Annotated in this window: 19 protein-coding genes; all 19 read right to left on the bottom strand. The window is 64.9% G+C overall.

Translation table 11 applies throughout. From position 1 onward, the window contains the following. Window positions 1-3: 3 nt before the first annotated feature. The 19 genes from ispD to uppS all read right to left on the bottom strand — a co-directional run bounded on the left by ispD (window position 4) and on the right by uppS (window position 22,415). On the bottom strand, window positions 4-705 hold the full coding sequence (ispD, locus tag QKY98_RS13175) for a 2-C-methyl-D-erythritol 4-phosphate cytidylyltransferase (RefSeq protein ID WP_074583784.1): 702 nt from the start codon (window positions 703-705) through the stop codon (window positions 4-6). Continuing rightward, window positions 705-983 (bottom strand): septum formation initiator family protein, encoded by a 279-nt coding sequence (locus tag QKY98_RS13170; RefSeq protein ID WP_007159473.1) that lies wholly within the window; start codon window positions 981-983, stop codon window positions 705-707. The genes ispD and QKY98_RS13170 overlap by 1 nt, the downstream gene beginning before the upstream one ends. 167 nt (window positions 984-1,150) lie before the next feature. Continuing rightward, window positions 1,151-2,440, bottom strand: coding sequence for a phosphopyruvate hydratase (gene eno, locus QKY98_RS13165; RefSeq protein WP_007159474.1), 1,290 nt, complete (start codon window positions 2,438-2,440; stop codon window positions 1,151-1,153). A gap of 79 nt (window positions 2,441-2,519) precedes the next feature. Further along, on the bottom strand, window positions 2,520-3,368 hold the full coding sequence (gene kdsA / locus QKY98_RS13160) for a 3-deoxy-8-phosphooctulonate synthase (RefSeq protein WP_042136053.1): 849 nt from the start codon (window positions 3,366-3,368) through the stop codon (window positions 2,520-2,522). Between the two features lie 2 nt (window positions 3,369-3,370). Next, on the bottom strand, window positions 3,371-4,999 hold the full coding sequence (gene pyrG / locus QKY98_RS13155; protein WP_007159476.1) for a CTP synthase: 1,629 nt from the start codon (window positions 4,997-4,999) through the stop codon (window positions 3,371-3,373). Window positions 5,000-5,141: 142 nt separating this feature from the next. Continuing rightward, on the bottom strand, window positions 5,142-6,458 hold the full coding sequence (gene tilS / locus QKY98_RS13150) for a tRNA lysidine(34) synthetase TilS (RefSeq protein WP_284671028.1): 1,317 nt from the start codon (window positions 6,456-6,458) through the stop codon (window positions 5,142-5,144). Between the two features lie 10 nt (window positions 6,459-6,468). Next, complete coding sequence (locus QKY98_RS13145) at window positions 6,469-7,419, bottom strand: acetyl-CoA carboxylase carboxyltransferase subunit alpha (RefSeq protein WP_017639042.1); 951 nt, start codon at window positions 7,417-7,419, stop codon at window positions 6,469-6,471. 140 nt (window positions 7,420-7,559) lie between these two features. After that, window positions 7,560-11,081, bottom strand: coding sequence for a DNA polymerase III subunit alpha (dnaE, locus tag QKY98_RS13140; protein ID WP_145153256.1), 3,522 nt, complete (start codon window positions 11,079-11,081; stop codon window positions 7,560-7,562). Window positions 11,082-11,157: 76 nt separating this feature from the next. Next, window positions 11,158-11,793, bottom strand: a complete 636-nt coding sequence (rnhB, locus tag QKY98_RS13135; RefSeq protein WP_007159480.1) for a ribonuclease HII — start codon at window positions 11,791-11,793, stop codon at window positions 11,158-11,160. Further along, the gene (gene lpxB / locus QKY98_RS13130; protein WP_284671027.1) at window positions 11,793-12,953 is read right to left on the bottom strand and encodes a lipid-A-disaccharide synthase; all 1,161 of its coding nucleotides are present in this window, start codon (window positions 12,951-12,953) and stop codon (window positions 11,793-11,795) included. The genes rnhB and lpxB overlap by 1 nt, the downstream gene beginning before the upstream one ends. Then, entirely contained in the window at window positions 12,937-13,713 is a 777-nt protein-coding gene (gene lpxA, locus QKY98_RS13125; protein ID WP_007159482.1) for an acyl-ACP--UDP-N-acetylglucosamine O-acyltransferase, read from the bottom strand. Before lpxA ends, lpxB begins: the two co-directional genes overlap by 17 nt. Next, window positions 13,710-14,150 (bottom strand): 3-hydroxyacyl-ACP dehydratase FabZ, encoded by a 441-nt coding sequence (fabZ, locus tag QKY98_RS13120; protein WP_007159483.1) that lies wholly within the window; start codon window positions 14,148-14,150, stop codon window positions 13,710-13,712. Before fabZ ends, lpxA begins: the two co-directional genes overlap by 4 nt. Before the next feature lie 45 nt (window positions 14,151-14,195). Beyond that, on the bottom strand, window positions 14,196-15,269 hold the full coding sequence (gene lpxD / locus QKY98_RS13115; protein ID WP_423814617.1) for a UDP-3-O-(3-hydroxymyristoyl)glucosamine N-acyltransferase: 1,074 nt from the start codon (window positions 15,267-15,269) through the stop codon (window positions 14,196-14,198). Continuing rightward, window positions 15,269-15,772, bottom strand: coding sequence for an OmpH/Skp family outer membrane protein (locus tag QKY98_RS13110; RefSeq protein ID WP_007159485.1), 504 nt, complete (start codon window positions 15,770-15,772; stop codon window positions 15,269-15,271). The genes lpxD and QKY98_RS13110 overlap by 1 nt, the downstream gene beginning before the upstream one ends. A gap of 38 nt (window positions 15,773-15,810) precedes the next feature. Continuing rightward, on the bottom strand, window positions 15,811-18,180 hold the full coding sequence (gene bamA, locus QKY98_RS13105; RefSeq protein ID WP_144960103.1) for an outer membrane protein assembly factor BamA: 2,370 nt from the start codon (window positions 18,178-18,180) through the stop codon (window positions 15,811-15,813). 73 nt (window positions 18,181-18,253) lie between these two features. Continuing rightward, window positions 18,254-19,606: a sigma E protease regulator RseP gene (gene rseP / locus QKY98_RS13100; protein ID WP_284671026.1), complete on the bottom strand. Its 1,353-nt coding sequence runs from the start codon at window positions 19,604-19,606 to the stop codon at window positions 18,254-18,256. Between the two features lie 66 nt (window positions 19,607-19,672). After that, window positions 19,673-20,854, bottom strand: a complete 1,182-nt coding sequence (gene ispC, locus QKY98_RS13095; protein ID WP_278895149.1) for a 1-deoxy-D-xylulose-5-phosphate reductoisomerase — start codon at window positions 20,852-20,854, stop codon at window positions 19,673-19,675. Then, entirely contained in the window at window positions 20,851-21,666 is an 816-nt protein-coding gene (locus QKY98_RS13090) for a phosphatidate cytidylyltransferase (protein WP_007159489.1), read from the bottom strand. The genes ispC and QKY98_RS13090 overlap by 4 nt, the downstream gene beginning before the upstream one ends. After that, the gene (gene uppS, locus QKY98_RS13085) at window positions 21,666-22,415 is read right to left on the bottom strand and encodes a polyprenyl diphosphate synthase (RefSeq protein WP_027602572.1); all 750 of its coding nucleotides are present in this window, start codon (window positions 22,413-22,415) and stop codon (window positions 21,666-21,668) included. The genes QKY98_RS13090 and uppS overlap by 1 nt, the downstream gene beginning before the upstream one ends. Window positions 22,416-22,433 lie beyond the last annotated feature (18 nt).

Below are 22,433 nucleotides of genomic sequence, written 5' to 3'. Positions count from 1 at the left end.
GGGCTAGGCCTCGGCGAAGACACTTTGCAGTCGCTGCAGGTCTTCGGGGGTGGTGACCTTGATGTTGTCCGCGCGGCCTTCGACCAGGCGCGGCGCATGCCCCGCCCACTCCATGGCCGAGGCCTCGTCGGTGATGGCGGCGCCCGCGGCCAGACCGGCGCTCAGGGCGTCACGCAGCGCGCCGAGGCGGAACATCTGCGGCGTATAGGCCAGCCAGACCTGGCTGCGGTCGACGGTCTCGCTCACCCGGCCATCGCGGCCGACGCGCTTGAGGGTATCCCGCGCCGGGACGCCCAGAAGACCACCCACCGGGTCCTGGGCCAGTTCGGCCAGTAGCCGATCCAGATCGGCGCGGCAGAGATTGGGCCGTGCGGCATCGTGCACCAGCACCCAGTCGCCATCGCTGGCGCCCTGCTCGCTCAGCAGCAGCAGGCCGCCCAGCACCGAGTCGGCGCGCTCACGACCGCCCGGGGCGCGCAGGATGCGGGCATCGCGGGCGCAGGCCAGCGTCGGCCACCAGGGGTCTTCCGGCGCCAGGCTCACCGCCAGCCCGCGCAGGCGCGGATGGTCGAGAAAACAGTCGAGGGTGCGCTCCAGCAGGCTGCGGCCGCACAGGTCGAGGTATTGCTTGGGTCGGTCGGCACGCATCCGCGCACCCACACCCGCGGCGGGAATGACCGCCCAGAAGGAAGGCAGAAGGGACATTATTTGGATTGCAGGAAAAGGGTTTCGCCTTGTTTGACCATGCCGAGTTCGTGGCGGGCACGCTCCTCGACGGTCTCCATGCCTTTCTTGAGCTCGACGACCTCGGCTTCGAGGATCTCGTTGCGCTCCAGCAGGCGCTTGTTCTCACCATTCTGGTCGGCGATCTGCTGCTTGAGTTCGCGCACCTGGGCGAAGCTGCCATCACCGACCCACAGGCGATACTGAAGACCGCCAAGCAGCAGGAGCAGGAAGGGGAACAGCCAGTAGGGACTTCGCATGGGAGATAACGGATTCGCGGACGGCGGATGCCGCAAAGGCGGCGGCAGAGACGAAAACAGGATAGAAGCCCGGCTCTACGCTTGTAAACTGGGCATCTATCCTGTGGTCCGTCGGACGTGGCGGAAGGCGACGATCTCTGTCATCGCCTCCCCGGTCGCGCAAACCCTTAGCTGCGGAATTCGGCACGACCGCGGTAAGGCGCCTTGGCACCCAGCTGCTCTTCGATGCGCAGCAGCTGGTTGTACTTGGAGACGCGATCGGAACGGCACAGCGAACCGGTCTTGATCTGACCGGCGGCGGTGCCCACTGCCAGGTCGGCGATGGTGGAGTCTTCGGTCTCGCCGCTGCGGTGGGAGATCACCGCGGTGTAGCCGGCGGCCTTGGCCATCTGGATGGCTTCCAGGGTCTCGGTCAGGGAGCCGATCTGGTTGAACTTGATCAGGATCGAGTTACCGATGCCCTTCTCGATGCCCTCCTTGAGGATCTTGGTGTTGGTGACGAACAGGTCGTCGCCCACCAGCTGCACCTTGCTGCCGATCTTGTCGGTCAGGGCCTTCCAGCCAGCCCAGTCGGACTCGTCCATGCCGTCTTCGATGGAGATGATCGGGAACTGCTCGGTCAGCCCGGCCAGGTAGTCGGCGAAACCGTTGGCGTCGAAGGCCTTGCCCTCGCCGGACAGGTCGTACTGGCCGTCCTTGTAGAACTCGCTGGAGGCGCAGTCCAGGGCCAGGGTCACGTCGGTGCCCAGCTCGTAACCGGCGTTCTTAACCGCTTCGGCGATGGCAGCCAGGGCGTCGGCGTTGGAGGCCAGGTTGGGCGCGAAGCCGCCTTCGTCACCCACGGAGGTGCTCAAGCCACGGGCCTTGAGCACGGCTTTGAGGTGATGGAAGATCTCGGCACCCACGCGCAGGGCATCGGCAAAGCTCTTGGCGCCAACCGGCTGGACCATGAATTCCTGGATGTCGACGTTGTTGTCGGCATGCTCGCCACCGTTGATGATGTTCATCATCGGCACCGGCATGGAGTACTGACCGGGGGTGCCGTTCAGGTTGGCGATGTGGGCGTAGAGCGGCAGGTCCTGGTCTTCGGCAGCGGCCTTGGCGGCCGCCAGGGACACGGCCAGGATGGCGTTGGCGCCCAGCTTGGCCTTGTTGTCGGTACCGTCCAGCTCGATCATGGCGCGGTCCAGGGCCTTCTGGTCGCTCGGATCCTTGCCCAGCAGCAGGTCACGGATCGGGCCGTTGATGTTGCCCACGGCCTTCAGGACGCCCTTGCCCAGGTAACGGCTCTTGTCGCCGTCGCGCAGCTCCAGTGCCTCGCGCGAACCGGTGGACGCGCCGGACGGCGCGGTGGCGCGACCGACGATACCATTGTCCAGGATCACGTCCGCTTCAACGGTGGGGTTGCCGCGGGAATCCAGGACCTCACGTCCCTTGATGTCGACGATGTTAGCCATTTTTGTATCGATCTCCATGTTACCGGTCATTGACGGATCAGCCTTCGGCTGCGCCTGGGCCTTTTGGTTCAGCCGCCGCTTAGGCAGTTTCGATCGGCGTGAACGACTTCACCAGCTCGTCCAGCGCCTTGAGCTGGGCCAGGAAGGGCTCCAGCTTGTCCAGGCGCAGGGCACAGGGGCCGTCGCACTTGGCATGTTCGGGATCCGGATGGGCTTCGAGGAACAGACCGGCCAGGCCCTGGCTCATGCCGGCCTTGGCCAGGTCGGTGACCTGGGCGCGGCGGCCGCCGGCGGAATCGGCACGCCCGCCCGGCATCTGCAGGGCATGGGTGACATCGAAGAACACCGGGTAGCCGAAGCTCTTCATGATGCCGAAGCCGAGCATGTCGACCACCAGGTTGTTGTAGCCGAAGGAGGAGCCCCGCTCGCAGAGGATCAGCTGGTCGTTGCCGGCTTCTTCGCACTTGGCGAGGATGTGCTTCATCTCCTGGGGCGCGAGGAATTGCGCCTTCTTGATGTTGATCACGGCGTCGGTCTTGGCCATGGCCACCACCAGATCGGTCTGCCGCGAGAGGAAGGCCGGCAGCTGGATGATGTCGCACACCGCCGCCACTGGCGCCGCTTGGTAGGGCTCGTGGACGTCGGTAATCACCGGCATGCCGAAGGTGGCCTTGAGCTCTTCGAAGATGCGCAGGCCGGCTTCCATGCCCGGACCGCGATAGCTGGTCACGGAGGAGCGGTTGGCCTTGTCGAAGCTGGCCTTGAAGACATAGGGAATGCCCAGCTTCTCGGTCACCTTGACGTATTGCTCGCACACCTGCATGGCCAGGTCACGGGATTCGAGCACGTTCATGCCGCCGAACAGCACGAAGGGCTTGTCGTTGGCGATCTCGATGTTGCCGACGCGGACGATCTTCTGCACGGTCATGATCAATCCTTCTTGGCGTAACGCAGGGCGGCGTTGACGAAGCCGCTGAACAGCGGATGGCCGTCACGCGGGGTGGAGGTGAACTCCGGGTGGAACTGGCAGGCGACGAACCAGGGATGATCCGGGGCTTCCACCACTTCGACCAGGGCGCCGTCGCCCGAGCGACCGGAGATCTTCAGGCCGGCGGCCTCGATCTGCGGCAGGAGGTTGTTGTTGACCTCGTAGCGGTGACGATGGCGCTCGACGATGACGTCCTGGCCGTAGCAGTCGTGCACCTGGGTACCACCGATCAGCTGGCACTCCTGGGCGCCCAGGCGCATGGTGCCGCCCAGGTCGGAGCCTTCGGTACGGATCTCGGTCGCGCCGGTGGAATCCTGCCATTCGGTGATCAGGCCGACTACCGGGTGGCCACTGGCCTTGTCGAATTCGGTGGAGTTGGCGTCTTTCCAGCCCAGCACGTTACGGGCAAATTCGATGACCGCCACCTGCATGCCCAGGCAGATGCCCAGGTAGGGGATCTTGTTCTCGCGGGCGTACTGCACGGTGGCGATCTTGCCTTCCACGCCGCGCAGGCCGAAGCCGCCCGGCACCAGGATGGCGTCCACGCCCTTGAGCAGATGGGTGCCCTGCTGCTCGATGTGCTCGGAGTCGATGTAGCGCAGGTTGACCTTGGTGCGGCTCTGGATACCAGCGTGGGTCATGGCCTCGATCAGCGACTTGTAGGCGTCGAGCAGCTCCATGTACTTGCCGACCATGGCGATGGTGACTTCCTGCTCGGGGTTGAGCTTGGCGTCCACCACGCGATCCCACTCGGACAGATCGGCCGGTTTGCACTCCAGGCCGAAGCGCTCGACGACGAATTCGTCCAGGCCCTGGGCGTGCAGCACGGAGGGAATGCGGTAGATGGTGTCGACGTCTTCCAGGGAGATGACCGCGCGCTCTTCGACGTTGGTGAAGAGGGCGATCTTGCGGCGGGAAGAGCTGTCGACGGTGTGGTCGGAACGGCAGATCAGCACATCGGGCTGCAGGCCGATGGAGCGCAGTTCCTTGACCGAATGCTGGGTCGGCTTGGTCTTGGTCTCGCCGGCGGTGGCGATGTAGGGCACCAGGGTCAGGTGCATCAGCATGGCACGGCGCGCGCCGATCTCCACCCGCAGCTGGCGGATGGCTTCGAGGAAGGGCTGCGACTCGATGTCACCGACGGTGCCGCCGATCTCCACCAGGGCCACGTCGGCATCGCCGGCGCCCTTGATGATGCGTCGCTTGATCTCGTCGGTGATGTGCGGGATCACCTGCACGGTGGCGCCCAGGTAGTCGCCACGACGCTCCTTGCGCAGGACGTCCATGTAGATGCGACCGGTGGTGAAGTTGTTGTTCTGGGTCACGGTGGTGCGGATGAAGCGCTCGTAGTGACCCAGGTCCAGATCGGTCTCGGCGCCGTCATGGGTGACGAACACCTCGCCGTGCTGGAAGGGGCTCATGGTGCCGGGATCCACGTTGATGTAGGGATCCAGCTTGAGCATGGTGACCTTCAGCCCTCTCGCTTCCAGAATGGCGCCCAGGGAGGCCGAGGCGATGCCTTTCCCCAAAGAAGAAACAACACCGCCCGTGACGAAAATAAAGCGCGTCATGAAAATTCCTAGAATCTGCGTTGAGGCGGAGAGCCGCCGATGAAAGCGAGAGCGGTCGGCCTGGCGCCGGACCAATGCACACCGTCCACTCGGGGCGAGCGGAAAATGCGATATAAGACGGGAGCGTAGTCTAGCCTAAAGGTCATCCCAGCTCAAACCCGCCCATGCCGTCTGCGGGCTGCCACTCAAGCCGCCCTCCCCCCGGCAGGCCATCCAGACCGGGCAGGTTGGCCACCGCCAGCAGTTCGTCGCCGCCCCAGAGCAGCGGCAATCGGCCGCGCAGGAACGGCGGCACCCCCTGTTCGTTGAGCAGACGCTTGAGATCGCGACTGCCGCGACCCGGTACGACCAGCCGCTCGCCGCCCTGGCGATAGCCGATTCGCCAGCCGGATACGACGACCGGTACGCTGAATCGCAGGCGACCATTCCCTTGGAGTTCCAGGGTGGTTTCCTGCCCGTTAATGACCTGGGGTGACGGCGTGACCTGCCAGGCCGCAGGCACCCACCAGATCCGCCCTGCCCCCCGGCGCAGACTGCCACCTTCGAGACGCCAGACCGGATCGCCGGCCTCGCCCGCCTCGCGCAATGCCTGCCAACCGGCCCAGTGGGCGCTGTCGGGCTGGCGGGTGAAGCTGTCCAGCCAGACCCGCAGGGCATTGCGCTGGCGTGCCTCGCTCAGGGACTGCAAGGGCGCCAGGGCCAGACTGGGCAAGGGGATCCAGGGGAAAGGCTGTTCGGCCCGCCGGGCCTGCTGCAGATCCAGGCTGGCCAGTTCGCCGAGCAATTCGTCGGCTTCGGCCAGATGCCGGGCACTGCGCGCCATGACCTGATCGACGCCCGGCCAGCGGTCGCGTAGCCGCGGCAGCACCTGGTGCCTCAGGTAATTGCGATCCAGCCGGGTATCGGCATTGCTGGGATCCTCGATCCAGTCCAGCCCCTCAGCTTCGGCATAGGCCAGCAGCGCGCGCCGCGGCTCGTCCAGCAGCGGTCGCCAGAGCCGACCGGCGGCCAAGGAACGGGTCTCGGGCATGCCGGCCAGGCCCTTGACCCCCGCGCCGCGCACCAGCCGCTGCAGCAGGGTCTCCAGCTGATCGTCGCGATGCTGGCCCAGCACCAGGCAGCCCTCCCTGGGCAGCACCCGGGCGAAGGCGGCATAGCGCGCCTCGCGGGCAGCCCGTTCGAGACTGGCGGCGCCATCGATGTGGACGTGCAGGATATCGAGAGGAATGGCCAGCGCTTGGCAGACCCGGGTGCAGTGCGAGACCCAGGCATCCGCCGCGGCTTGCAGACCATGGTGCACATGCACCGCCTGCAGATCGGCGAACAGGCCGCGCTCGCGCAGTCGCGCGAAGAGGTGCAGGAGAACGGTGGAATCGAGTCCGCCGGAAAAGCCCACCCGCCAGTGACGGGTAGGCGGCTGCCGCTCCAGGCGGGCGCGCAGCCGATCCAGCAGACTCATAGGGGCGGGATCAGGCGATGCCGTAGCTCATCAGGCGCTCGTAGCGACGTTCCAGCAGCGCCGGCATGTCGTAGCCCTTGAGTTCGTCCAGCTGTTCCAGCAGCGCGGTGCGCAGGCTGTTGGCCATGGCCTGGGGATCGCGGTGCGCACCACCCAGGGGCTCGTCGATCACCTGGTCGACGATGTTCAGGCTCTTCAGTCGCTCGGCGGTGATGCCCATGGCCTCGGCGGCATCGGGCGCCTTCTCGGCGGTCTTCCAGAGAATGGAGGCGCAACCTTCCGGCGAGATCACCGAGTAGGTGGAGTGCTGCAGCATGTTGAGCTGGTCGCAGACGCCGATGGCCAGGGCGCCACCGGAACCACCCTCGCCGATCACGGTGGCGATGATGGGGGTCTTCAGGCGCGCCATGACGCGCAGGTTCCAGGCGATGGCCTCGCTCTGGCCACGCTCTTCGGCGTCGATGCCCGGGTAGGCGCCGGGGGTATCGATGAAGGTCAGGATCGGCATCTTGAAGCGCTCGGCCATTTCCATCAGGCGGCAGGCCTTGCGATAGCCTTCCGGACGCGGCATGCCGAAATTGCGGCGGACCTTCTCGCGGACTTCACGACCCTTCTGGTGACCGATGATCATCACCGGACGGCCTTCCAGACGGGCGATGCCACCGACGATGGCCGGATCGTCGGCGAAGTGGCGGTCGCCGTGCAGCTCTTCGAAATCGCTGAACAGGTAGTTGATGTAGTCGAGGGTGTAGGGACGCAGCGGATGACGCGCCAGACGAGCCACCTGCCAACTGGACAGGTCGCTGAAGATGCTCTTGGTGAGCGCCTGGCTCTTCTCCTGCAACCGGGCGATCTCGTCACTGATGTTCAGCGCATTGTCGTTACCGACCAGTCGAAGTTCTTCGATCTTGGCCTGGAGATCGGCGATGGGCTGTTCGAAATCGAGATAGTTCGGGTTCATGGGCATCCGTTAGTGCAATCTAGAGCCAAGGGCCGGGGCGCCTACCTTAAGGGATCGGACGGGACAGGTCGAGACTCCTGCCACGTCACCGGCACCCGCCGCTGGCGAGGGTTGGGACGAAGCGCACGAGGCGCTCGGACTTAACGATAGTTCAGAAAGACGTTCTCCCTGCCGAACTGGTCACGCAGGGTTTGAATCAGGCCATCGGCCGGGTCGATCCGGTAGTTCTCGCCAAACTGCAGCAGCGCCCGCGCGGTGGGGCCCTGGTAGTCGATTGTCACCGGACAGGCGCCGCGATGACGACCGCACAACTCGCCCAGCCAGCGCAGCCGGTCGCCGGCCAGCGCCTCGCTGCGCACCGCGATCCTGAGGCTTTCCGCCAGGGCGGTCCGGGCTTCTTCCAGCCCCAGCACGCGCTTGGCGCGCAGACGCAGGCCACCGGAGAAATCGTCCTGGCTGACCTCGCCCTCGACGATCACCAGGGCATCGGTCTGCAAGAGCGCCTGGGCGGCGTTGAAGGCTTCGGCGAACAGCGAGGCCTCGATGCGCCCGGACCTGTCGTCCAGGGTGACGAAGCCCATCTTGTCGCCGCGCTTGTTCTTCATCACCCGCAGATTGACGATCAGCCCGGCCACGGTCTGGGTTTCGCGCGACGGCTTGAGGTCGACGATGCGCTGGCGCGCCAGCCGGCGCACCTCGCCTTCGTATTCCTCGATGGGGTGACCGGTCAGGTACAGCCCCAGGGTTTCCTTTTCCCCGCGCAGGCGCTCCTTGAGATTGAGCTCGCGGGCGCGACGATGATTGGCATAGACGTCGGCCTCGGGTTCGGCGAAGACGCCACCGAAGAGATCGACATGGCCGCTGTTGTGGCTGCGGGCGGTCTGTTCGGCCGAGGCGATGGCCTCTTCCATGGCCGCCAGCAGCACGGCGCGATTCTGGTCGATGGTCGCCTGATAGGCCTTGAGCTCGTCATGGTAGTGCGGACCCAGGCGGTCCAGGGCACCGGAGCGGATCAGGGCTTCCAGGGTGCGCTTGTTGATGCGCTTGAGGTCGACCCGGGCACAGAAGTCGAAGAGATCCTTGAACGGTCCCTCGGCACGCGCCTCGACGATGGCCTCCACCGGGCCCTCACCGACACCCTTGATCGCCCCCAGGCCGTAGACGATGCGCCCGCCGTCGTTGACGGTGAACTTGAACTCGGAAATGTTCACGTCCGGCGTGTCGATGCGCAGCTTCATGTGGCGGCATTCCTCGATGAGGATCACCACCTTGTCGGTGTTGTGCATGTCCGCCGACAGCACCGCGGCCATGAAGGGCGCCGGATAGTGGGTCTTCAGCCAGGCGGTCTGGTAGGACACCAGGCCATAGGCCGCCGAGTGCGACTTGTTGAAGCCGTAGCCGGCGAATTTTTCCACCAGGTCGAAGATGTTGCCGGCCAGGTCCGCATCGATGCCGTTGTTGGCGCAGCCTTCGATGAAGCCGCCGCGCTGCTTGGCCATCTCCTCGGGCTTCTTCTTGCCCATGGCGCGGCGCAGCATGTCCGCCTGGCCCAGGGTGTAGCCGCCCATGACCTGGGCGATCTGCATCACCTGTTCCTGGTAGAGGATGATGCCGTAGGTGGGCGCCAGCACCGGCTGCAGGCCTTCGTACTGGTAGTCCGGATGCGGATAGGCCAGCTCGGCGCGGCCGTGCTTGCGGTTGATGAAGTCGTCCACCATGCCCGACTGCAACGGACCCGGGCGGAACAGCGCCACCAGGGCGATGAGGTCTTCCAGGCAGTCAGGCTTGAGCTTCTTGATCAGCTCCTTCATGCCGCGGGATTCCAGCTGGAAGACGGCGGTGGTCTCGGCCTTCTGCAGCAAGGCATAGGTCGGCTTGTCGTCCAGCGGGATGAAGTCGATGTTGAGCGGCTCGCGCCCCTCCTCCACTTCCGTGCGGTTGATGGTCTCCAACGCCCACTTGATGATGGTCAGGGTGCGCAGACCGAGGAAGTCGAACTTGACCAGACCGGCCTGCTCGACGTCGTCCTTGTCGAACTGGGTCACCAGGCCATTGCCGTCTTCGTCGCAGGCGATGGGCGAGAAATCGGTCAGCTTGGTCGGCGCGATCACCACGCCCCCGGCGTGCTTGCCGGTGCCGCGGGTGATGCCTTCCAATTTCAAGGCCATGTCCCAGATTTCCTTGGCGTCCTCGTCGGTCGCCAGGAAGTCGCGCAGCGGCTCCTCCTGCTCGAAGGCCTTCTGCAGGGTCATGCCCACTTCGAAGGGGATCATCTTCGACAGGCGGTCGGCCAGGCCATAGGACTTGCCCTGCACCCGCGCCACGTCGCGCACCACCGCCTTGGCGGCCATGGTGCCGAAGGTGATGATCTGGCTCACCGCCTCGCGGCCGTACAGGTCGGCCACGTATTCGATCACCCGGTCGCGACCGTCCATGCAGAAGTCGACGTCAAAGTCGGGCATGGAAATCCGTTCGGGATTAAGGAAGCGCTCGAACAGCAGGTCATAGGCCAGCGGATCGAGGTCGGTGATCTTGAGTACGTAGGCAACCAGGGAGCCGGCACCCGAGCCCCGGCCGGGGCCGACCGGCACGCCGTTGTTCTTCGCCCACTTGATGAAGTCCATCACGATGAGGAAGTAACCGGGGAAGCCCATCTGGATGATGATGTCGAGCTCGAAGTTGAGTCGGTCGACGTACTCCTGGCGCTTTTCCTCGTAGTTCGGCGTGGTCTCGCGCGGCCAGAGCACGGCCAGGCGCTCTTCCAGGCCCTCGAAGGACACATGGCGCAGGTAGTCGTTGATGGTCATCCCGTTGGGGATCGGGAAGTTGGGCAGGAAGTACTTGCCCAGCTGGATCTCGATGTTGCAGCGCTTGGCGATCTCGACGGTGTTTTCCAGCGCCTCGGGCAGGTCGCTGAACAGCTCGGCCATCTCGGCCGCCGACTTCAGGTACTGCTGGTCGCTGTACTTGCGCTCGCGCCGGGGATCGTCGAGCGGCCGGCCCTCGCCGATGCAGACGCGGGTCTCGTGGGCCTCGAAGTCCTCGGCCTTGAGAAAGCGCACATCGTTGGTCGCCACCAGGGCGCCCCCGCAGCGATCGGCCAGGGCCACGGCGGCATGCAGGTGCTCTTCGTCACCGACTCGCTCGGTGCGCTGCACCTCCAGATAGAAGCGATCCTGAAAGACCTGCTGCCATTCCTCGAACAGCTGATCGGCCAGCGCCAGGTCGCCTTCGAGCAGCGCCAGGCCGATCTCACCCTCCTTGGAACCGGACAGGGCGATCAGGCCTTCGCTGGCGTCCTTCACCCAGTCGCGCTGGATGACGATCTGACCGTCCTGCTGGCCTTCCTGGAATCCACGGGACAGCAACTCGGTGAGGTTGCGATAGCCCTTGGCGTTCATGACCAGCAGGGTCATGCGGCTCAGGGGCGCGTCGCCTTCGCGGCCGGCCAGCCAGATGTCGGCGCCGGCGATGGGCTTGATCCCGGCGCCCATGGCCGCCTTGTAGAACTTGACCAGCGAACAGAGGTTGCCCTGGTCGGTCACCGCCACGGCCGGCATCCCGGCGGCTTCGGCAGCCTTGACCAGCCCCTTCACCCGCACGATCCCGTCGACCAGGGAGTATTCCGTGTGGAGACGCAGGTGGACGAAGGATGCGGACATGGCAGAGACCCCTTGATGCATGAGGCGCGAGATTGTACTGGATTGTCGACCCGGGGTCAGAACGCCGCGACGGCCGTCAGTAGGTCGCGATGATCTGGGTGGAGGCCTGGGTCTCGAGGGCGTGCCAGGCATCGCGCACCGGCGCGAAGGAGCGCCGGTGGATGGGCGTGGGCCCCAGGCGCCGGAGCGCGTCGAGATGTTCGGCGGTGGGATAGCCCTTGTGCCCGGCCAGGCCATAGCCCGGATAGAGGGCATCCAGCACCTGCATCTCGCGATCGCGGGTCACCTTGGCCAGGATGGACGCCGCGGCGATCGCCGGGACCTGGCTGTCTCCCTTCACCACCGGCGCACTGGGCACCGCCAGCTTGGGACAGCGATTGCCATCGATCAGGGCCAGCCGCGGCTGCACCTGGAGGCCTTCCACCGCGCGCTGCATGGCCAGCATGGTGGCGTGCAGGATGTTCAGCCGGTCGATCTCGGCGACCTCGGCGCGGGCCACGCACCAGGCCAGGGCCTTTTCCTGGATCTCGTCGAACAGGGCTTCGCGGCGCGCCAGCGACAGCTTCTTCGAATCGTTCAGGCCGAGGATGGGCTTGCCCGGATCGAGGATCACTGCGGCGGTGACCACGGCGCCGCACAGCGGACCGCGACCGACTTCGTCGACGCCGGCGACCAGCGCCTCGACCAGATTGAAATCCAGGCCCAGCTGCATCAGCCACGCTGCCGCAGGAGATTCAGCACGGCAGCGGCCGCCTGGACCGAGGCATCGCGCCTCAGGCTGTGATGGATGGCGGCGAAGCTGTCGGTCTGCTGCTGCGGCTGCTCCAGCAGCGGCAGGAGTTCGGCCACCAGCCGCTCCGGCGTCGCCTCGTGCTGGATCAGCTCGGGCACCAGCTTGCGCCCGGCCAGGAGGTTGGGCAGCGAGATGTAGGGACTCTTCACCAGCTGCTTGAGGATCAGATAGGTCAGCGGGGCCACCCGATAGGCCACCACCATGGGTCTCTTGAACAGCAGCGTCTCCAGGGTCGCGGTGCCCGAGGCGATCAGCACGCCATCACAGGCGGCCAGCACCTCATGGGATCGCCCATCGGTCAGCAGCAGCGGCAGCGGCGGCCGGCCTTCCAGCAGCTGCTCCACCTGCGCCCGCCGCGCGGCATTGGCACAGGGCAGAACGAAGCGCACACCAGGACGTACGGCCAGCAGCTGGGCGGCGGCGTCGAGGAAAAGCGCACCGAGACGCCCTACTTCACCACCGCGACTGCCCGGCAACAGGGCGACGACCTGCCCCTCTTCCGGCAAGCCCAGGGCCTGCCGGGCGGCCAGGCGGTCGCTGTCCAGAGGGATGGTATCGGCCAGTGGATGGCCGACGAAGCGCACCGGCACCTGCTGTTCTTCGTAGAAACGCGCTTCGAAAGGAAACAGGGTCAGCATCAGGTCGCAGCCGTCGCGGATCTTCAGCACCCGCTTCTGTCGCCAGGCCCAGACCGAGGGACTGACATAGTGCACGGCCGGAATGCCCGCGCGATGCAGCTGGGCTTCGATCTCGAGGACGAAATCCGGGGCGTCGATGCCGATGAAGACATCGGGACGGGCGTCGAGCAACTGACTGATCAGCGCCTTGCGCCGACCCAGGAGTTCCCGCAGGCGACCGAGTACCTCGACCAGCCCCATGACCGCCAGACGCTCCATGGGAAATTCGGACACCAGCCCTTCGGCTTCCATCCGCGGACCGCCCACGCCCATGAAGGAGATATTCGGATGCTGCGCACGCAGCGCCTGCATCAGACCGGCGCCGAGCAGATCACCCGACGCCTCCCCTGCCACCAGCGCCACGCGTAGCGGGCGCTGGGCGAACTCAGCGGGTGATGCCACGCGTCGCACTCAGGATGGAATCGCGGAACACCGCCACTTCGGGAAACTGCTGAGCCACCGGCTCCAGCTCGCGCAGGGCGTCATCGACGGTGAGGCCCTGGCGGTAGACCACCTTGTAGGCGCGGCGCAATTCCTTGATGGCTTCGGCCGAGAAACCCCGGCGGCGCATGCCTTCGAAGTTCATGCTGCGGGCTTCGGCCGGATTGCCGAACACCGTGACATAGGCCGGTACGTCCTTGCCGATGGCCGTGCCCATGCCGGAAAAGCTGTGGGCGCCGATGCGGCAGAACTGATGCACCAGGGTATAGCCGGACAGGATCGCCCAGTCATCGACGTGCACGTGCCCGGCGAGGGCCGTGTTGTTGACCAGGATGCAGTGATTGCCGATCACGCTGTCATGGCCGATGTGCACATAGGCCATCAGCAGGTTGTGATCGCCAAGGGTCGTCTCTTCCCGATCCTGCACGGTACCGCGATGGATGGTGACCCCTTCGCGGATGGTGTTGTGATCGCCGATCCGCAGCCGGGTCGGTTCGCCCTGATACTTGAGGTCGGGCGTATCCTCGCCGATCGACGAGAACTGGAAGATACGATTGTGACGCCCGATCACGGTCGGACCCTTGAGGATGACGTGAGGCCCGATGACGGTCCCCTCGCCAATCTCGACATCCGGTCCGATGATCGACCAGGGGCCGACCTGGACATCGGCGGCGAGCCGTGCCTTGGGGTCGACGATAGCCCTGGGGTCAATCAACGTCATAGCTTGCGTTCCGCACAGATGATTTCAGCCGAGCAGACTGGCTTGTCGTCCACACTGGCGTGGCATTCGAATTTCCAGATGCCGCGCTTGGTGCTGATGAAGCGAGCGTCGAGCATCAGCTGATCGCCCGGCGTCACCGGCTGGCGAAACCGCAGCTTATCCGATCCGACGAAGTAGTACAGGGTGCCATCGGCCGGCGAGGAATTCATCATCTTGAAACCGAGCACGCCGGCAGCCTGGGCCATGGCCTCGACGATCAGCACGCCCGGCATGATCGGATGCTGGGGGAAGTGGCCAGTGAAGAAGGGCTCGTTGATGCTGACGTTCTTGTAGGCACGAATGCGCTTGGCTTCGATATCCAGCTCCAGCACGCGATCCACCAATAGAAAGGGATAGCGATGCGGGAGATATTCACGGATCTCGTTGATGTCCATCATGGTCGGGGAAGGCCTGTTCAGAAAGGGGAAACATCCGATGCAGAATCAAGCATCAGAAGCAGCGTCATCCCGCGAGGTCACGGTAGCAACGATTTTTTCCAGATGTTGCAGACGGCGGGCCATGTCGTCGAGGTGACGAATCCGCGCGGCGCTCTTCTTCCATTCGCCGGCCGGCTGCATGGCCGTACCGGAGGAATAGGCGCCAGGCTCGGTAATCGAGCGGGTCACCATGGTCATACCGGTGACGAACACGTGGTCGCACACCTCGATATGACCGACCATGCCCACGCCGCCGGCGATGGTGCAGTGTTTGCCGATCTTGGTACTGCCAGAGATGCCGACGCAGGCGGCCATGGCGGTGTGCTCACCGACCTGGACGTTGTGCGCGATCATGATCTGGTTGTCGAGCTTCACGCCATTGCTGATGACCGTGTTCGCCAGGGCGCCGCGGTCGATGGTGGTGTTGGCACCGATCTCGACATCGTCGCCGATCAGTACGCCACCCAGCTGGGCGATCTTCTGCCACTGACCGCGCTCGTTGGCGAAGCCGAATCCCTCGGCGCCGATCACGGCACCCGACTGCACCACGGCACGCTCGCCAATGGTCACGTCGTGATAGAGCGTGACCCGCGGCGCCAGCCAGCTGTCGGCACCGATGACGCTGCGCGCACCCACCACGCAGTGGGCGCCCAGACTGACACCGGCGCCGATACGCGCCTGCGCCTCGATCACCACATAGGGACCGATGGCCGCCGTCGGATCGACCTGGGCATCCGCCGCGACCAGCGCGGTGGGATGGATACCGGCTGCGCTGCGCGGCTTGAGATCGAACAGATGGGAAAGGCGCGCATAGGCCAGATAGGGATTCGCCAGGATCAGGGCGTCACCGGCGTAGCCGTCGGCGTCCTTTTCCGTCAGCAGCACGGCCCCGGCCTGGGTGTCGGCCAGGTAGCGGCGGTACTGCGGATTGGCGAGAAAACTCAACTGCTCAGGACCGGCCTCGGGCAGGGTAGCCAGACCGGTCACCAGGCGCTCGGAGGAACCGCGTAACTCCACGGTCAACTGGCGGCTTTCCAACCACTGCGCCAGTTCGCCCAGCGTAAAGGTGCTATGGCTCATCAACGACCCGCGTTCATGCGCTCGATGACCTGGCGCGTGATGTCGTACTGCGGCTTCACGTCCACCACGGCGCCACGCTCGAGCACCAGATCGTAATCACCCTTCTTCAGCACCTCCTCCACGGCCTTGTCCAGGCGCGGCTTGAGCAGCTTGAGCATGTCGCGATCCGAGGCCGCCTTGGCGTCGTTGAGTTCCTTGGACTGGAACTGGAAGTCACGGGCCTTCTGGCGGAAGTCGTTCTCCAGGCGGGTGCGCTCGGCCTGGGCCATCTTGTCACCGCCCTTGTTGAGCTTGTCCTGGATGTCCTTGGCGGAGCTTTCCAGACCCTTGAGCTTGTTCAGCTGGGGACCGAACTTCTTCTCGGAATCCACCGCGTACTTCTTGGCGGCGTCGGACTCCAGCAGGGCCATCTGGTAGTTCAGGACAGCGATCTTGGTATCGGCGAACACCGGAGCGGCGACGAGAACGGCAGCGAACAGAGCGTAACGGGTGTACTTGTGCACAGTTGACTCCTGCGTAAAGCGCAAAGGTGTAGCCTGGGTCAGAACGTCTGACCCAGCGAGAACTGGAAGACCTGCGGATCGGAGTTGCTCGGCTTCTTGACCGGCACGCCCAGGCTGAAGCTCAGCGGACCGAGGGCGGTAACCCAGGTCACACCGACGCCGACGGAACTGGCCATATTGGAGAAGCTGACGTCGCCGCAATTCTGCGTGCTGCTCAGGTAGCACTTGGTGCTGAACACATTGCCCACGTCCCAGAACAGCACGGTACGCAGGGACTTCTGGTCCTTCACGAAGGGCAAGGGGAACAGGTATTCCACACCGCCGGTAATCAGGACATTGCCACCGAAGGCTTCGTCGTTGTCACGATCACGATAGCCCTGGCCTTGATCGGCATATCTCGGATTCGGACTGGGCGGCGTAGTCCGCGGACCCAGGCTGCTATCCTCGAAACCCCGTACCGAGTTGAAGCCACCGGCGTAGTAGTTCTCGTAGAACGGCAGGCCATCGGTGCTGCCATAGCCGTCGCCGTAACCCAGCTCGGTATGGAAGCGCAGCGCCGTATTGTCGGTCAGCGGGGTGAACAGCTGGCCGCGATAGTCGAGCTTGTAGAAGCTCAGGTCGCTGCCCGGGATGGTGATCTGGCCGGTCAGGCTCTGGGAGGCCCCGCGGGTCGGCAGGACGCCACGGTTCAGCGTCGAGCTCGACCAGCCGATGCTGGCCTTGAAGTTGGTGAAATTGTCCCCCTCGCGCTGGACGAAATCATAGATCTCGTCGGCGCTGTAGGTACCCGGATTGATCTCGTCTTTCTGCACGCTCAGACCATAGGTCAGGCGCGAGGTCTCGCTGATCGGATAGCCCAGGGTGACACCGGTACCCAGGCTGTTGATCGAATAGTAGGAGACATCACTGTCGTACAGTTTGCTGTAGTCGGTGCTGCGATAGAAGATGTTGTAACCCAGGCTCACGCCGTCCGGCGTGAAATAGGGATCGGTGAAGCTGAAGTTGTAGCGGCTCTGGTACTGGGAACGGGTCAGACCGATGCTGACCTGGTTGCCGGTACCCAGGAAGTTGTTCTGGCTGATGGAGCCACCCAGTATCAGACCGGCGCTCTGGGCGAAGCCGATGCTGGCGGTAATGGAGCCCGACGGCTGCTCTTCGACGTTGTAGTTGACGTCGACCATGTCGTCGGTGCCAGGTACCTGGGGCGTCTCGACCTTGACTTCCTTGAAGTAGCCCAGGCGCTCGAGGCGGGTCTTGGACTGGTCGATGAGATAGGTGGAGGCCCAACCGCCTTCCATCTGGCGCATCTCACGACGCAGCACCTCGTCCTCGGTCTTGGTGTTGCCGCGGAAGTTGATGCGGTTGACGTAGGCACGCTTGCCCGGATCGACCACATAGGTCAGGGACACGCTGTGGTCGTCGTCATGGGGCTCGGGCAGGCCGTTAACGTTGGCGAAGGTATAGCCTTCGTTGCCCAGCCGGCGGGTGATCAGGTCCGAGGTGCTGGTCATGACCTTGCGCGAGAAGACCTGGCCCGGCTGGACCAGCATCAGTTTGCGCAGCTCTTCCTCCGGCACCTTGAGGTCGCCCGACAGCTTGACTTCACGAACGGTGTACTTCTGCCCTTCGTTGACATTGACCGTGATGTAGACGTGCTTCTTGTCGGGCGTGATGGACACCTGGGTCGAGGTGATGTCCATGTTGATGTAGCCGCGGTCCAAGTAATAGGAGCGCAGGCGCTCGAGGTCACCCGCCAACTTTTCCCGGGAGTACTTGTCATCGTTGCGGAAGAACGACAGCCAGTTGCTCGGCTTGAGCTCGAACAGGGAGGTCAGGTCATCCTCGGCGAAGACCGTGTTGCCCACCACGTTGACGTGGGAGATGGTCGCCACCTCGCCTTCGTTGATGGTGATCTTCAGCTGCACCCGGTTACGGGGCTGCGGCACCACCTCGGCGTCGATGCTGGCGGAGTAGCGACCCTGGGCGACGTACTGGCGCAGCAGTTCGTTGCGCACGCCTTCCAGCGTCGCGCGCTGGAAGATCTCGCCTTCGGCGAGACCGGCCTGCTTGAGCCCCTTCATCAGGTCGTCACTGGAGATCGCCTTGTTGCCTTCCAGGGTGATGCTGGAAATGGAGGGACGCTCGACCAGGTTCACGACCAGGACGTTGCCGTCACGACCCAGCTGGATGTCCTGGAAGAATCCGGTACGGAAGAGCGAGCGGGAGGCTTCGGCCAACTTGTTGTCGTCGACGGATTCGCCGACGTTGAGCGGCAGGGCACCGAAGACGCTGCCGGACGATACTCGTTGCAGTCCGTTGACGCGGATATCGGAGATGGTGAAGGACTCGGCGTGTACCTCGCCGATCATCAGCGCGGCTATTACCGCAGGTAGCAGCAGGCGTTTCATGAGTCCCTTTTATTCCAACTGGCAAATAAAGAATCTGCCGCACGGGGCGGCAGATTAGGCAATCAGCAGCGTGTCAGAGGCGACCGAGGTCATTGACCAAGGCCAGCAGCATCACACCCACGACGAGGCTAATACCGATCTGCATGCCCCATGTCTGTACACGCTCGGACAAGGGCCGCCCGCGAATCCACTCGACGAAGTAGAAGACCAGATGACCGCCGTCGAGCACAGGGATAGGCAACAGATTCAGAACCCCCAGGCTTATGCTCAGGTACGCCAGAAAATTGAGGAAATCCCCCAGGCCTGACTGAGCTGAAGCGCCCGCCACTTTAGCAATGGTTATCGGCCCGCTCAAGTTTTTTACCGACAGCTCTCCCAAGAGCATCTTCTTCAGGGAAACCAGTGTCAGCACGCTCATCTGCCAGGTTCGGCTGATACCTTCGCCCACGGCCGCCACGGGTCCGTAGCTGATTTCGCGAACCATTTCCGCTGGCCACTTGACCGGCGCCACACCCGCACCGAGGTAACCGGTCTCGGCGCTATCGACGCGCCGCGCGCCCAGGCGCAGGGACAGCTCGCGTCGCTGACCCTCCCGCTCATAGCTCACCTTGACCTGCTGATCCGGGTGCGCCCGCACCCAGTCCACGGCCTGCTGCCAGTCACCGATGGGCGTATCGTTCAGGGCGATGAGGCGATCACCCGCCTGGAGGCCGGCGGCTTTCGCCGGACCGGCCGGATCCAGCTCGGCGAAGATGGCCGGAATCTGCGGCCGCCAGGGCTTGAGACCCAGCGCCTGGATCGGGTCCGGATCTTCCGCGCCGCGCAGCCAGTCGTCGAGCTGGATGACCGCGTTCTGCTCGGCAGTGGTGCCCGGGACCCGGTAGCTCAGGCGTAGCGGACCGCTTTCACCCAGGCGATCGACCAGGCGCAGATTGACCGCCGACCAGCTGTCTACCGCCGCGTCATCGACCGCGGTCAGTTCGGCGCCCGCCGGGATACCCGCGGTGGCAGCCAGGGTATCAGGCGTGACCGATCCCACCACCGGACGCGGCTGCTGGGAGCCGAGCATGGCCAGCATCCAGAAGAACAGGATGGCGAGCAGGAAGTTGGCGATCGGACCGGCGGCGACGATGGCGATGCGCTGGCGTACCGTCTTGCGATTGAAGGCGGCATGCTGTTCTTCAGGCGCCACCGGCGCTTCGCGCTCGTCCAGCATCTTCACGTAGCCGCCCAGCGGGATCGCGGCCACCACGAATTCGGTGCCCTGGCGATCGTGCCAGCGCAGCAGCGGTTTGCCGAAGCCAACGGAGAAGCGCAGGACCTTGACGCCGCAACGGCGCGCCGTCCAGAAATGGCCATACTCGTGGATGGTCACCAGCACGCCCAGGGCGATCAGGGTTCCCAGAATCGTATAAAGGATGGACATTGGCTGCCTCCGCTACCTCAGTGTGCAGATTCTGCGGACTCGCAGGCCAGGTGTCGAGGCGCGGGATCAGCGTCTCGACAGCCACTCCCGAGCCAGCCGCCGAGCGGTGCTGTCGGCCGCGAAGACCGTGTCGAGATCGCTGGCCGGACAGGGCTCGACAGCCTTGAGCACCGCTTCGATCAGCTGCGGGATCTCGGTAAAGCCCAGTCGCCCCTCGAGAAAGGCCTCGACGGCGACCTCGTTGGCCGCATTCAGCGTAGCCGGCATGCAACCACCCGCCTGAGCCGCCTCCCGCGCCAGCCGCAGGCAGGGAAAGCGTTCTTCGTCGGGCCGCTCGAAGTCGAGCCGGCCGATCTCGAACAGGTCCAGCGCTGCGACGCCGGAGTCGATGCGCTCGGGCCAGGCCAGGGCGTGGGCGATAGGGGTGCGCATATCGGGATTGCCCAGCTGGGCCAGCACCGAGCCATCCACGTAGTCCACCAGCGAATGAATCACGCTCTGGGGATGGATGACCACCTCGACCTGCTCCGGCGTCGCCTCGAACAGCCAGCAGGCCTCGATCAGCTCCAGCCCCTTGTTCATCAGGGTCGCGGAGTCCACCGAAATCTTGCGCCCCATGGACCACTTGGGATGGGCACAGGCCTGATCCGGCGTCACCCCAGTCAGTTGTTCGGCCGGTGTCTCGCGGAACGGGCCGCCCGAGGCGGTGAGCAGGATGCGTCTTACGCCCTTGCGGGCCAGGCCGGGTGTCGCCGGATCGGCCAGGCATTGGAAGATGGCATTGTGCTCACTGTCGATGGGCAGCAGGGTCGCGCCACTGGCCTGCACGGCCTCGATGAAGAGCGCGCCGCTCATGACCAGGGCTTCCTTGTTGGCCAGCAGTACGCGCTTGCCGGCCTTGACCGCCGCCAGGGTGGGCTTCAGACCCGCCGCGCCGACGATGGCCGCCATGACGGTATCCACCCGGGGATGGGCCGCGATGGCCTCCAGGCCACCCTCACCCACCAGGATCTCGGGGCAGGCTTCAGCCCCTCGCAGCAAAGCGGCCAGCTGATCGGCGGACGCCTGATCCGGCACGGCTGCATAGACCGGCTGGAAACGCCGGCAGAGGTCTGCCAGCTCGCTCAGCCGACGATGCCCGCTGAGGGCGAAGATGCGATAGCGATCGGGATGCCGGGCCACGACATCCAGGGTGCTGGCGCCGATGGAGCCTGTCGCACCCAGGACACAAAGCTGCTGGAGACTCACTGGACACCCCAGCCGGCCCACCAGAGCAACAGGGCGAACAGCGGTACGGCGGCCGTGAGGCTGTCGATGCGATCCAGCACACCACCGTGCCCCGGCAGCAACTGGCTGCTGTCCTTGAGCCCGGCCTGACGCTTGAACATGCTTTCGGTGAGATCACCCACCACCGAGATCAGCACCACGCAGGCGGCGCCGATGAGTGCCTGCAGGAGGTCGCCCAGGCCCCAGCCACGGACCAGACCAAGTACCAGCGTAGCCACCAGCGCGGCGGCCAGGCCGCCATAGAGACCTTCCCAGCTCTTGCCCGGACTCACGGCCGGCGCCAGCTTGCGCTTGCCGAAGGCCCGTCCGGAAAAATAGGCAAAGATGTCGGCCAGCCACACCAGCATCATCACTTCGAGAATCAGCAGATTGCCACCCGGTGCCGCCTTGAGCAGCATCAGCCCCTGCCAGGCCGGAACCAGCACCACCAGACCGATCAGCAGGCGCCGCCAGGAGGCCTGCCAGGCGCGAGCGCTGTCGGGATAGGTAAGCACCAGCACAGTCGCATAAAGCCACCAGGCCAGGCTGATGAACAGCAGGCCATGGGCACCGGCGGGGAGCCACCAGCAGAGCAGCAGCGCCAGCGCGACCACGGCGGCATAGGCGCAACGCAGCGGCTGGGCTTCCAGACCCGCCAGCCGCGCCCATTCCCAGGCGCCCAGGACCACGACCGCACCGATGAACAGGGCGAAAGCCGCCCCTTCCAGCCAGAAAAATCCGGCCAGGGCGATGGGCAGGAGCACCATCGCCGTGATAACTCGCTGCTTCAGCATTAGGCGCGTAGCTCCGCTTCCACCTGTTCGCAGGTCCGGCCAAACCGCCGCTGGCGGGTGGCAAAGTCCGCCAGGGCGGCGTGCATGGCCTCGTGCTTGAAGTCCGGCCAGAACAGGTCGGAGAAATACAGCTCGGCATAGGCGATCTGCCAGAGCAGGAAGTTGCTGACCCGGCGCTCGCCGCCGGTGCGGATGCACAGGTCGGGCAGCGGCAGGTCGGCGGTCGCCAGACAGCCTTGCAGCAACTCCGGCGTGATCTCACCCGGCTGCAGCGAACCCTGCTGGACCCGCGCCGCCAGTTGCTGGGCGGCCTGGGTGATATCCCACTGCCCCCCGTAGTTGGCGGCGATCTGCAGCACGAACCGGGTGTGATGGGCAGTGAGCGCCTCGACTTCCGCCATGGCCGCCTGCAGTTCCGGATGGAACAGCGAACGATCGCCGATGATGCGCAGCCGGATGCCATTCTGGTGCAGCTTCTTCGCCTCCCGCCGCAGGGCGGACAGGAAGAGCTCCATCAGGGCGCCGACCTCGTCGGCCGGACGCCGCCAGTTCTCGCTGGAAAAGGCGAACAGCGTCAGCACCTCGACGCCCGCATCGCCGCACACCTCGATGACCGCGCGCACGGCGTCCACTCCGGCCTTGTGACCGGCGACGCCCGGCAGCAGCCGACGGCGCGCCCAGCGATTGTTCCCATCCATGATGATCGCCACGTGACGTGGCACCACCTTGCCTGGCTTGCTCATGCCCATGTTACGTCCCAACCGTTG

Source organism: Pseudomonas sp. HR1, assembly GCF_030175875.1.
Classification (GTDB): Bacteria; Pseudomonadota; Gammaproteobacteria; order Pseudomonadales; family Pseudomonadaceae; genus Chryseomonas; species Chryseomonas oryzihabitans.
Note: the sequence above shows the minus strand (reverse complement) of the source record. Positions and strands in the feature narration are given on the sequence as shown.